Genomic DNA, 11,644 nt, shown 5'->3' with positions numbered 1-11,644 from the left:
CACCGTTGTAGCAAAGATATATGTTTTTTGTGCTCTCTTTCTGCGGAGGCAAAGTGAAGGGGTGCAGAAAGGTATGCTCCCACCGTTTGGCCGGCGCGCAGCATCTCCCCGCCGGGTCTTGATAATCCTCCTGAAATCATGCGAGAAAATAAAAAGTGAAGGGGGGCAAGATTTTTCCGGGGGAAAAAGGGTCAGCAGCGGAGAAGGTTAAGAACCTTTTAAAATACTTTTCGCCTGGGAAATGTCTTTTTTGATCTGGGCAACCAGTTCTTCCGGGCCGCGGAAGGTGATTTCGTCGCGCAGGCGCTCTACAAATTCTACCCGCAAGGCCTGGCCATAGATATCCCGGTCAAAATTGAGGATATGCACTTCAATGGAAAATTTTTGGTCGTGGAAGGTGGGGTTCCAGCCTAAGTTGGCCACCCCCGCGTACTTCTTACCTTCATGATAGGTCCATGTGGCGTAGATCCCCGGTTTGGGGAAAAGAGCCCCTTCGGGTTTTAAATTGGCCGTGGGGAACCCTAACTGCTTGCTGCCCCGGCCGTGGCCGTGGATCACCTTGCCGGATAGAGGGTAGTTCCGGCCCAGCATCTTGGCCGCCTCTGGCATTTCACCCTTCTGGATGAGCTCCCGGATGCGGGTGCTGGAGACTACCGCCCCCGCTACACGTACGGCTTCGACTACTTCCACGTTGAACCCCAGCTTCTTCCCCAGGTCCCTAAGCATGGCGATGTTTCCCCGGCGGTCTTTGCCGAAGGTGTAATCGTGTCCCACAAAAAGCTGGCGGATTTTAATCTGATCATAAAGGATGTTTTTGACGAATTCCTCCGGGGTTTGGCTGGCGAACTTTGGGGAGAAATTGGCGCAGATCGCTATGTCGATGCCCTGTTCTTCGATCAAGCGGAGTTTTTCTCTGGAGGGAGTGATCAAGAGGGGCTTGCGCTCCGGGGCCAGTAATTCCACAGGATGAGGCTCAAAAGTGTAAACAATGGAGTCCCCGCCGATCTCTCTGGCTTTCTCCTTGGCCCGCTGGAAGATGCGCTGGTGGCCCAGGTGCACCCCGTCGAAATTCCCGATGGTCAGGACGGGATTTTTAAATTCGCTCTGGAAATTTTTTTCTTTCCGGATGATCTCCATAAATCTTTTCTATCACGGGACAAGGCTAAAATCAACCTGTCGGCGTTCCAGGTTGGCCGCATCCACCCTCACTTTCATTCGATCTCCCAGGCGAAAAGTTTTTCTGCTGTGCTCCCCCAGAAGCGTGTGCCTCGTTTCTAAAAACTGGTATCGATCCTTAGGAAGCCGGGTCAGGTGGACCAGACCTTCTATGAAGAAGTCTTCTAACTCCACGAAGATGCCGAAGGGAAGAACTCCGGAGATGTAGCCATTGAATTCCTGGCCAACCTTGTCTCTCATGAACTGCACTTTCTTGCGGTCAACGATTTCTCGTTCGGCCTCCATGGCTAACCGTTCCCGCTGGGAAGAATGCTCAGCAATATGCGGAAGCTTTTTCAGCCAGTGCTGGCGGCGTTTTTCTGGCATTTTACCGGCCTGGATCGCTTCTTTTAGAATGCGATGGGCCACTAAGTCCGGGTAGCGGCGGATAGGAGAAGTAAAGTGCAGGTAGTGAGGGGAGGCAAGGGCAAAATGGCCCTGTCCTTTCTCGGAGTACCGGGCTTGCTTCATGCACCGGAGGAGCAGGTAATTAACGGACTTCTCTTCGGGTTTTCCCCGGACCTTCTCCAAAAGCCGCTGGAAGGTCTGGGGATGAAGTTCTTTCTTGTAAATGAATCGATACCCCAAGTGGGAGACGAATTCTTTGAACTCAAAAATTTTCTTTTCATCCGGCGGTTCGTGCACCCGTTGCACAAAGGGGACCTTTTCCCGGGTGAGAAATCCGGCTACCGCTTCATTGGCTGCGATCATGAATTCTTCGATGATCTGGTGGCCGATGTGCCGCTCCGCTCGGACGATTTCTTCAATCTGCCCCTGGACGTCCAGGACCACTTGGGGTTCAGGCAGGTCGAAGTCGAGGGAACCCCGGTCCGTCCTTTGGGCGTGAATCAACCGGCCAAGGTCAGCCATGGTGCGCAGGTCTTCAAAAATAGAGGGATAACGGGAAATAAATTCCCGGTGGCCATTCAGAAGCATTTCTCTGACCATGGTGTAGGTGAGGCGGGCCTGGCTGTGGATAATGCTGGGGAAAAATTCTGGGCCGGTCATCCGCCCCTGCCGGTCAAATTCCATGGCCACGGTCATGGTCAACCGGTCTTCTTGCGGGTTAAGACTGCAGATTCCGGTGGAAAGACGGGGTGGAAGCATGGGCAGGGCGCGTTCGGGGAAATAGACGCTTGTTCCCCGCTGCAGGGCTTCCTGGTCCAGGCTCGATCCTTCCTTTACATAATGGCTCACATCGGCGATGGAGACCCAGAGCCGGCAACATCCTCCTGACAGGCGGGAAATCGCTACGGCGTCGTCAAAGTCGCGGGCAGTCTCCCCGTCAATGGTAAAGAAGTTCAGGTTTCTCAAGTCTTTTCTGTCGGAACGTACCCCCGTAAAAATTTTTTGGGAAATGGCCGCCGCTTCTTTAAGGACTTCCGAAGGAAAAGCGTCCGGCAGGGCGTATTTGTGAATGATGATCTCCGAGTCGAGACGGGGGTCGTCAGGAGCACCGAGGACTTTCAGGATTCTTCCTTCCGGGCCTTCCTGTTTGGTCGGATAGCGGGTGATCTCCGCCAGGACGATATCGTTTTCCTGGGCTCCGCCTGCGGCCTTCTTGGGGATGCCGATTTTTTGTATAAGCCGATGGTCGTCGGGGACGACGAAATCATTTTTTGCCCCTGCCATATAACGGCCCACAATCCGCCGATGGGCACGCTCAAGAACTTCTATAGGTCGGGGCCCAGGCTTGCGTCCCCGCTCTTTTGGGCTAAGATGGAGGGCCACCCGGTCGCGGTGCATCAGGTCCCGGGCTTCCTGCCTGCCCAGGAAAATGTCCTGAAGACTGGAATCTTCAGGTACCAGAAAGCCAAACCCATCCCGGTGCAACTGAACCCGACCAACGATAACCTTCGCCTGCGCAGGTAAACCATAATGCCTGCGGTCGAGCTTAACGATCTTATGCGCATCAACCAGATCCTGCATCTTCCGACGCAGTTTTTTGCGCAGGTCCGGTGCCATATCGAGGGCCTGGGCAATTTCCGTCAAGGTAAGAGCCGGAGGGCGGTGGGCCTTAAATATCTCCAATATTTCCAGGGGTGAAAATGAAGGGAGGAGAATTTTTTTATGGGATTTTTTTGACAAGGGTATCCTTTCTTCAGAAATCGTAGCCAGCTTTTCTGTAGTCCTCCATGGCGCGCTCTTTGAGGTGGGTTTTCTCGGGTTTTTCGCTTTCTTTGTCAGCCAGTTCGGCAGCGTGGCTGTACATGCCCTGCCGTTCATATTCAGCCACTTTCTGTTCTACCTCATTACTACCTCTGGCCGAGCCCGGTAGAATCACCCGGGGTCGGGAAATTTTCCGCTTTATCCCCTGGCCACATGCGGGACAGGAGTTGAGGGGAGGATCGGAAAGGCGTTGGAGGACTTCAAAAGTTGCAGCACATTTTTTACATCTCCTTCCTGGAGAAGTTGCTTCATATTCGTAGATAGGCATGATTTGGGATCCCCCTTTCCAAAAATGGATTTTTCAGACTGCCCCTCGGGATAGAATCTGGGTCTCCATGGGACGATGACCGGCTGTTTCAGGTTGATCGGGGAAGCTGGTTGGGGCAAGGGAAAGCTTTTCCTCGACTTTCTCCAGCAAGGGGGGGAATGTTCCCGGATCTAAGGCCGAAATACAGACCGCGCCGAAGGCCTGGCCGAGGCGGTTGGCTATTTCCGGGTCTACCTTGTCCACTTTGTTGAAAACCCTGAGCAAGGGGATGCGGTTCAGTTCCAGTTCTTCCAGAATTTTTTCCACGGCCTCCATCTGTTCTTCAAACCGCGGATGGCTGAGGTCGATCACGTGCAAAAGCAGGGCGGCTTCCTTCGATTCCTCCAATGTTGCTCGAAAGGCGTCCAGTAGGTCTTGGGGCAGGTTGCGCAGGAAACCAACCGTATCCGTGATGAGGATGTTTCTTTCGCGAGGAAAACGAAGCCGCCGACTGGTGGGGTCTAAGGTAGCAAAAAGTTTATTCTCCACATGCACCCGGCTTTTAGTCAGGCCGTTCAGCAAAGTGGATTTTCCAGCGTTGGTATACCCGATGATGGATATCACCGGTATCTGATTCTTCTGCCGGAGACTCCGCCGAAGCTTGCGGTTGCGATTTACTTCCTCGATCTCCCGGCTCAACTGGTGGATGCGGTCGCGCACCTTCCGGCGGTCGATCTCCAGTTTGGTCTCACCTGGCCCGCGCCCCCCGATTCCACCGGTCAACCGGGAAAGTCCGCTGTCTTTCGTAGTCAACCGGGGCAGCAGATACTTCATCTGGGCCAGTTCAACCTTCAGCTTCCCTTCCCGGGAATGAGCGCGTTGAGCGAAAATGTCCAGAATCAGTTGGGTACGGTCAATGACCCTGAGGTCCGTGAGATCCGCGATAGAGCGCATCTGGCTGGGATTTAGCTCTTGGTCGAAAATCAGCAGATCCGCCCCTCGCTGAAAAGCCCGGATCGAAAAGGCCATCAACTTTTCCCGGCCCATGAGATACCGCGGATGGAAATGATGGCGCCGCTGGCTGATCTTGTCCAGGACCACCGCACCTGCCGAATCTGCCAGATCAGAAAGTTCGTTCAAGGAATCCTCAATGAAAGACTTGGGTGCCGAAGAGGCATGAACCAAAATGGCGCGGTCGCGATCGTCTCCGGCTTTGCGCCCTTTCTGGGTTCTGGCAAATTCATCCTCCAGGGCCTGGATTAAATGCTGGCAGTTGACTTCTAAGTTGGTAACCGGGAGAGGTTCCCAACAGCGCCAATTTTCTCCTTTTTCATTAAGGGGAATCAGGTTAGCCACTGAGATCTTTCCGGGCAGGCCGCGGTCAAGGACTTCGATGGAAGCCATCAAGTCCAGGCGCAGGAGAGCCAAGTCAGTGAAATCGTCGTGCGTCAAGGATTCTCCCTTCAGGTGGGTATGCAAACAGCGCAGTCCCCGAAGGCGAGGCCCGCTGCCGATGCGGTAGTCGGAAAGATCAGGGATCCATATACCAAAAGGGCCGCCGACGACCACGTATCTTACATTGCCTCCGCGGTCCAGTAAAATAGCTATTTGTCGTTGGATGTCCCAGGATAGTTCAGAGAGGGTTCGGGCGAGTTCAGGAGTAACCACCTGTTGAGGAGGTACTCTCCGGTGGTACAAGGATAAAATTTTCTTGCTCTGGGAAGGCTTCAGCCCTAACACATTCCCAAAAATCTTTTGGATCTTCGTTGACCTCCTTTAGGGCGTTTTTTTCTTGAAGAGAGCCCCAAGTTTGGCTCGGGCCTCCTCCAGGTGGCGAATATTCCCACTGGCGGCCTCGGATTCCTGAAAGGTGAAAAACTCGCAGAAATTGTTTTTCTCCCCGTCGCTCACCCATTCTGCCGAGGATTCCCGGCAGTGATTTTGGGCATATTCATCATACAGGCTGCAATTCAGACAGCAGTGCAAATCACTCCGGCAGTGGGGGCAAATCTCTTGCCTTCCAATCTTGCCCTTCATCGCGATGGCCTTCCCGCACGAGTGACAAAACACCATTTCTTATTATACACCCAAACGAAAAAAAAGTTAGGATTTATTAGTTCGGAGTTCAGAGTTAAAAATAGTTTTCCTTTCTCCGAACTCTTAACCCCGAACTTCTTAGGCCGGTTTCCAGCTGGTTCCTTTGGGTCCGTCCTCCAGGAGGACCCCCCAATCGCCGGCCCGGGCGCGGATCTCGTCCGCCAAAGCCCAATCCTTGGCTTGGCGAGCTGCCTCCCTTTTAGCGATGAGCTCTATTATTTCCTCTTCGCGGAGACCCTTGGACTTTAGAAATTTCCTCCGTTGACTGGCGAAATACTCAACTGGAGCCATCTGGAAAAGGCCCAAAATCTTGCCGCTCGTTAACAAGAATTTCTTCCCTTCGGCCAGGAGCGACGCTGCTACTGGGTCTTGACGGAAACTTTTTTCTACCATGGCCCGGTTCAAAGTCCGGTTTAGATCATGAAGATAACCTAAAGCCAAAGCTGTGTTGAAATCGGCCTCCATGGCCTCTAAAAACTCTCCCTGGGTGTTGGAGATTTTCTCGCTAAGCTCCCGGGTCACTCCCTTGGGGGGCTGCGGTGTTGTTGCCGGCCTACTTTCCCCTCTCTGGGTTAAAAAGTCTTCGATTTCCTGCAGAGCGTAGTAAAACCGGTCAAGACTGACTCTGGCCTCGATCATGTTTTGCAAGGAGAAATCCACCGGGCTGCGGTAATGGTTGGAAAGAAGAAAGAGGCGGAGGACTTCGGGATGATGGTCCTGGAGTAAATCCCGAATGGCCAAAATATTGCCTAAGGACTTGGACATTTTTTCGTGGTTGATGTTCACGAATCCGTTATGGACCCAGAAACGTACGAAGGGTTTCCCTGTTGCGGCCTCCGACTGGGCAATCTCGTTCTCGTGGTGGGGGAAAATTAGGTCTTGGCCCCCGCCATGGATATCAAAGCTCTCTCCTAAATAACGCTGGCTCATTGCCGAGCATTCGATATGCCACCCCGGGCGTCCTCGGCCCCAAGGACTGTCCCATTCAGGCTCTCCCGGCTTGCTGGATTTCCACAAAGCAAAATCGAGGGGATTGTTTTTCCGTTCGTCCACCTCCACCCGGGCTCCGGCACGCATTTCTTCCAGGTCACGCCCGGATAGCTTTCCATAAGAGGAAAATTTTTCCACAGAGAAATAGACATCTCCGTCTACGGTGTACGCGAAACCTTTCTCCACCAGTTTCTTGACCAGATCGATGATCTGGGAGATGTTTTCCGTGGCCCGGGGCTCATGGGTCGGGCGCTCCATGCCCAGAGCCTCCATATCCTCTTCATACTCCTGGATATGACGTTTGGCGATTTCCTGGCAGGACACCCCCTCTTGGTTGGCTCGCTTGATGATCTTGTCATCCACATCCGTGTAATTGCGCACGTAGGTCACCTCATAGCCCCTGTAGCGCAGGAAACGGAAAATGACGTCGAAGACAACAGCGGCCCGAGCATGGCCGATATGGCATCGGTCGTAGACAGTGACTCCACAGACATACATTGAAACCTTGCCCTTTTGGAGGGGAAGGAATTCTTCTTTTTTCTTGGTCAGGGTATTGTAAATTTTTAGAGGCATAAGAGTTTCCTGAGGGAAAGCCCTTCAAATTGCAGATTGCAGATTTTAGAATCGGGATTTTCAATCTGAAATCTTATATCTAAAATCTGCAATGGACCTACAACGGACTTCTATTTTCCAGGGATTTGCTCAAGGTGACCGCGTCGATATACTGCAGATCACCACCCATAGGGACTCCCCGGGCGATGCGGGTAACCCGAATGCTTAAAGGTTTTATGATCTGGGCAAGATACTGGGCCGTGGCTTCTCCTTCGACCGATGGATTGGTGGCCAGGATCACTTCCTTGACTTTCCCCCCTTCTAAGCGGGAGAGAAGCTCGCTAACCCGTAAGTCCTTGAGGCCAACCCCCTCCAACGGGGAAAGGACTCCATGGAGCACATGGTAATGCCCGCGGTAGCTGCCGCTTTTTTCCAGGGCGATCAAGTCTTCAGGCCCGCTGACCACGCATATAACCTCATCATTTCTCCTTGGATCCTGGCAGGTACGGCAGGGGTCTTGGTCCGTAAGGTTAAAGCACTGCGAACAAAGCCGGATCTTCTCTTTGACCTGCAGAATGGCCTGAGCCAAACCCTCGGCGTCTTCCTGGGGAGCCCGCAAAATGTGCATGGCCAATCTAAAAGCCGTCTTCTCCCCCACCCCGGGAAATTTGCTCAGTTCCTGAATCAACCTTAAAATGGGCTGGGCATGTTGGATGGTCATTTTTCACTCACATTAGGCCCGGGATATTTATCCCGCCGGTGAGCTTCTTCATCTCTTCGGCAACCATTTCCTGAGCTTTTTTCAGGGCCGCGTTGACCGCCGCCACGATCAAGTCCTGGAGCATTTCTACATCCTCGGGGTTGATTACCTCTTTTTCTACCTTTATGGATAGCAACTCCTGCTTACCGTTGGCCACGGCAGTCACCATCCCTCCACCAGCTGAGGCCTCAGCCGTACGCGTGGCCATCTCCTCTTGCACCTTGAGCATCTTGGCCTGGAGCTGCTGGGCCTGCCGCACCAGATTCCCAAATCCTTTGGTCATTGTGGTCTCCTTACAAAAGTTTGATTTCCACCACCCGCCCCCCGAAGATATTGATCGCTTCCTTAACCAGGGGGTGGTTTAGAGCTTCTTCCTGTTGATTTTTTTTGGAATTTTTTCTCCCATGATTTTCTTCTGGTCCATTACCGGAAAGGTTGGGGGAGAGGGGCTGGGGATTCATGCCCGCAACGCGAACCTTCATCTTCCTTTGGAAAAACTCCGCGCACAAGGTGCTCAAAACAGAACGGTTGTCCGCTTCTTGCATTCGTTCCAGATAGAAAGATTTTTGCGGATAACCGATCTCCAGAAGCTCGGCATTGATGATTAAGGGATATCCATGTTCCAAAAGGGAAGCCAGGGGTGGTTTTTTCCTTTTGGCAAATTGGACGAACTCTTTCCACTGGTCATTGATTTCCCCGGCCAACACTCCCGGCGTCTCTGCGGAATTCTTAATGGCTGGCGGGGCGATCACTCCCTCGTTTCCCTTTAGGGTTAGAGGTGCTTGTTCTTCCTCTTCTGTGGGGGGGTGCCCGAAGGTTGGAGTTATGGATTCCGCGGGAATTGAGGGGGGGCTCACTGGAGGCATCGGTTGCTGGGGTGGAAGGGGGAGAGAGGAACCTTGTCCAGAACGCAGCCGTTCTTCCATGACCCGGAGTCTCTCCAGGGCTTCTTCCACAGAAAAAATGGGTTTTCTCCTCGCAACCCGGGTCAAAGTCATCTCCAGAACCAACCTGGGAAAGGCAGACCGGGCAACCTCGTCATGGGCTGCCAGCAAGGAGCGGAAAAGGCTGTGGATTTCTTCCAGAGAAAATTTCTCGACCTGAGAAGAAAGTTCCTGGATTTCATCCTCGGGCAGATCGATCAGGCCGGAATGCTCGATGCTCTTCTTGGGGAAGACCTTTAAAACTAAAAGGTCACGAGCGAGCCTGCCCAGTTCTCCGCAAAATTCTTTGAGATCATAACCGAAATTGTGGATTTCTTCGACAATTTGCAGAAGGTGAATTTTATCTCCGTCGGCCAGAGCTTTAATCGCTCCGTGAACGACCTTGCGGTCAATAAGCCCCAATACTTCATTGACCTCTTCATCGGTCACTTTTTTTCCGCCGAAAGAGAGAACCTGATCTAAGAGGCTTTGCCCATCCCGCAACGACCCCTCAGCTTCCCGAGCGAGAAGATGGAGGCTGCGGTCACTGATTTCCATCCCTTCCTGGGCGGCTATCTTCTTTAACTGTTCCACGTTCAAGGCCAGGGGGATGCGCTTAAAATTATACCGCTGGCAACGGGAAAGGATGGTGAGCGGAATCTTATGGGGTTCGGTGGTGGCAAAAATGAAGATGACATGAGGCGGAGGTTCCTCCAGAGTTTTCAAAAGGGCATTGAAGGCCTGGTCAGTGAGCATGTGTACTTCATCGATGATGTAAACCTTGAATTTATTCTTAGCGGGAAGATACCTGACATTCTCCCGGAGCTCTCGAATCTCATCAATGCCCCGGTTGGAGGCCCCGTCAATCTCTACCACATCCACCGCAATACCCGTGCGGATTTCCTGGCAGAAGGCACAGCGATCGCAAGGCTGAGGGGTAGGCCCGTCCTGGCAATTGAGGGCTTTGGCCAAAATCCGGGCCACAGAAGTTTTACCCACCCCGCGCGGGCCAGCAAAAAGGTAAGCGTGCGCTACCCGCTGCCGAGCGATGGCATTTTGCAGGGCCTGAGTGATGGGTTTTTGCCCGATAACTTCCTCAAAGGTTTGAGGGCGCCATTTTCTAGCCAGGACTAAATAGGACATCACCGCTCGTGGAAAATGATGATAGCCAGGCTCCCCTGCGGCACACGGAAGTCGTTACGGCCGCTGCTTCCTTCCGGATCTGACGGGGTTGGTAACTTTCCGTTGCGCAGGACCCGGCTATCATAGGGTTAGTTGGGACGCAGATTTGCGCCGATAAACGCTGAAAAAATCTTTTTACTTTTAAGAATTTCCGAAACAAGAAATAAAAACCCTTTTTATTAATTTGGGTTTTTATTTTCAACTATTATCATCCTATTTTTTTAATCCTGAAAATCTGCGTCCGAAAATATTAAATTTTCTGACAGCCTGAACTACGTAGAGTTCAGGGCAGCCATGCATCCTACGTGGTGCATGGCGGAGAGAGTGGGATTCGAACCCACGGTCCCGCTTTTGGCGGAACACACGATTTCCAGTCGTGCACCTTCGGCCAGCTCGGTCATCTCTCCGCGGTCCCGCCCGAGGTGAGTTATTTTAATTATCAGGACGCGTCCCATTATTCTTATGTTTTTTGGCGGAGAGGGTGGGATTCGAACCCACGTGAGAGCTTTTGACCCCCAAGTCGATTTCGAGTCGACCCCGTTACGACCACTTCGGTACCTCTCCGGAAATACATTATTAGCCACAGAGATCACGGAGAACACAGAGAAAATTAAATGCTTTAATAAAAATTATTCGCTTTATATTTGATTCTCTGTGGCCTCTGTGCCCTCTGTGGCAAATCATTTTTACCTTCGTTCCTGGAAAAACTGGCGCAAAACTTGCCGGCAGTCTTCTTGAAAAACACCCCCAGTAACTTCCACCCGATGATTCTGGCGGGCATCTTCCAACAAAAGGTAAAGCGACTGTACTGCGCCCCCCTTAGGATCTTCCGCCCCAAAGACCAGCCTTTTAACCCGCGCTTGGAGAAGCGCTCCGGCACACATGGCGCAGGGCTCGAGGGTGACATAAAGGGTGCTTCCTGAAAGCCGATAGTTACCGAACTTACCCGCCCCTTCCCGGAGGACCAGGATTTCGGCATGGGCCGTGGGGTCGGAGAGGGCGATGGGCCGGTTATGGCTTCTGGCGATTATTTGGCCGTCTGCTACTAAAACCGCCCCAATAGGAACTTCACCTTCCTCCCCCGCCTTTATGGCCTCCTCAAGGGCCATAGCCATGAAATATTCGTCCTCGCTATGTACGGGTCGAAGATCGATGGCGCGCGCTCCGTCTCTTGACGTTAGCTCCCGGAAGGAAAAGGCCATTTTTCAGAGGGATGGCTTGCGAAAAAGTATGATCGTAAGCAAAAAAATTCATTTTCTTTATACCACTTTCCTGCATTTTGTCAAGATAGAAAGGATGAAATATTCCTTGATTTATAGCCTTTATTTTGTTAGTCTCTTGGGCGTGAATTTGCGGTTTGTTGCGGATTTTTCAAGTAACTTGATTGTATAGGAAATTCCTTTTTGGACACGGATGTACACAGATTATCAGGATAAACTAAAAAGAAAATAATTATCTGCGATTATCTGCGTCCTATTAAATTTTTTGGGTCCGACTAACCGAGTTTGG

The 11,644-nt window shown here is 52.2% G+C and carries 10 protein-coding genes, 2 tRNA genes and 1 other RNA gene; all 13 read right to left on the bottom strand.

The window, feature by feature from the left end; genetic code table 11:
* Nucleotides 1–207 precede the first annotated feature (207 nt).
* Nucleotides 208–1,137, bottom strand: a complete 930-nt coding sequence (locus Q7V48_07095) for a bifunctional riboflavin kinase/FAD synthetase (GenBank protein MDO9210497.1) — start codon at nucleotides 1,135–1,137, stop codon at nucleotides 208–210.
* 12 nt (nucleotides 1,138–1,149) lie between these two features.
* Nucleotides 1,150–3,303, bottom strand: a complete 2,154-nt coding sequence (rnr, locus tag Q7V48_07090) for a ribonuclease R (protein MDO9210496.1) — start codon at nucleotides 3,301–3,303, stop codon at nucleotides 1,150–1,152.
* Nucleotides 3,304–3,316: 13 nt separating this feature from the next.
* Complete coding sequence (locus Q7V48_07085; protein ID MDO9210495.1) at nucleotides 3,317–3,652, bottom strand: zinc ribbon domain-containing protein; 336 nt, start codon at nucleotides 3,650–3,652, stop codon at nucleotides 3,317–3,319.
* A gap of 33 nt (nucleotides 3,653–3,685) precedes the next feature.
* Complete coding sequence (gene hflX, locus Q7V48_07080) at nucleotides 3,686–5,329, bottom strand: GTPase HflX (protein MDO9210494.1); 1,644 nt, start codon at nucleotides 5,327–5,329, stop codon at nucleotides 3,686–3,688.
* 78 nt (nucleotides 5,330–5,407) lie between these two features.
* Nucleotides 5,408–5,668 (bottom strand): hypothetical protein, encoded by a 261-nt coding sequence (locus Q7V48_07075; GenBank protein ID MDO9210493.1) that lies wholly within the window; start codon nucleotides 5,666–5,668, stop codon nucleotides 5,408–5,410.
* Nucleotides 5,669–5,806: 138 nt separating this feature from the next.
* Nucleotides 5,807–7,291: a cysteine--tRNA ligase gene (gene cysS / locus Q7V48_07070; GenBank protein MDO9210492.1), complete on the bottom strand. Its 1,485-nt coding sequence runs from the start codon at nucleotides 7,289–7,291 to the stop codon at nucleotides 5,807–5,809.
* Between the two features lie 97 nt (nucleotides 7,292–7,388).
* Nucleotides 7,389–7,991, bottom strand: a complete 603-nt coding sequence (gene recR / locus Q7V48_07065; GenBank protein MDO9210491.1) for a recombination mediator RecR — start codon at nucleotides 7,989–7,991, stop codon at nucleotides 7,389–7,391.
* Nucleotides 7,992–7,998: 7 nt separating this feature from the next.
* Nucleotides 7,999–8,313: a YbaB/EbfC family nucleoid-associated protein gene (locus tag Q7V48_07060; protein ID MDO9210490.1), complete on the bottom strand. Its 315-nt coding sequence runs from the start codon at nucleotides 8,311–8,313 to the stop codon at nucleotides 7,999–8,001.
* Nucleotides 8,314–8,323: 10 nt separating this feature from the next.
* Complete coding sequence (dnaX, locus tag Q7V48_07055; protein MDO9210489.1) at nucleotides 8,324–10,096, bottom strand: DNA polymerase III subunit gamma/tau; 1,773 nt, start codon at nucleotides 10,094–10,096, stop codon at nucleotides 8,324–8,326.
* Between the two features lie 20 nt (nucleotides 10,097–10,116).
* Nucleotides 10,117–10,215: signal recognition particle sRNA small type (gene ffs / locus Q7V48_07050), an RNA gene on the bottom strand.
* 233 nt (nucleotides 10,216–10,448) lie between these two features.
* Nucleotides 10,449–10,542, bottom strand: a tRNA-Ser gene (locus Q7V48_07045).
* Between the two features lie 63 nt (nucleotides 10,543–10,605).
* Nucleotides 10,606–10,699, bottom strand: a tRNA-Ser gene (locus Q7V48_07040).
* Between the two features lie 122 nt (nucleotides 10,700–10,821).
* Nucleotides 10,822–11,337, bottom strand: a complete 516-nt coding sequence (gene tadA / locus Q7V48_07035) for a tRNA adenosine(34) deaminase TadA (GenBank protein MDO9210488.1) — start codon at nucleotides 11,335–11,337, stop codon at nucleotides 10,822–10,824.
* Between the last annotated feature and the right edge of the window lie 307 nt (nucleotides 11,338–11,644).

This window comes from Deltaproteobacteria bacterium (genome assembly GCA_030654105.1).
Classification (GTDB): Bacteria; Desulfobacterota; SM23-61; order SM23-61; family SM23-61; genus JAHJQK01.
This window is presented reverse-complemented; position numbering and strand designations above follow the sequence as displayed.

Bases quoted from the DNA above. Each gene is read 5' to 3' on its own strand.
- Q7V48_07095 (MDO9210497.1), bottom strand. From the start codon at position 1,137: ATGGAGATCATCCGGAAAGAAAAAAATTTCCAGAGCGAATTTAAAAAT.
- Q7V48_07085 (MDO9210495.1), bottom strand. From the start codon at position 3,652: ATGCCTATCTACGAATATGAAGCAACTTCTCCAGGAAGGAGATGTAAA.
- tadA (MDO9210488.1), bottom strand. From the start codon at position 11,337: ATGGCCTTTTCCTTCCGGGAGCTAACGTCAAGAGACGGAGCGCGCGCC.
- cysS (MDO9210492.1), bottom strand. From the start codon at position 7,291: ATGCCTCTAAAAATTTACAATACCCTGACCAAGAAAAAAGAAGAATTC.
- dnaX (MDO9210489.1), bottom strand. From the start codon at position 10,096: ATGTCCTATTTAGTCCTGGCTAGAAAATGGCGCCCTCAAACCTTTGAG.
- recR (MDO9210491.1), bottom strand. From the start codon at position 7,991: ATGACCATCCAACATGCCCAGCCCATTTTAAGGTTGATTCAGGAACTG.
- Q7V48_07075 (MDO9210493.1), bottom strand. From the start codon at position 5,668: ATGAAGGGCAAGATTGGAAGGCAAGAGATTTGCCCCCACTGCCGGAGT.
- Q7V48_07060 (MDO9210490.1), bottom strand. From the start codon at position 8,313: ATGACCAAAGGATTTGGGAATCTGGTGCGGCAGGCCCAGCAGCTCCAG.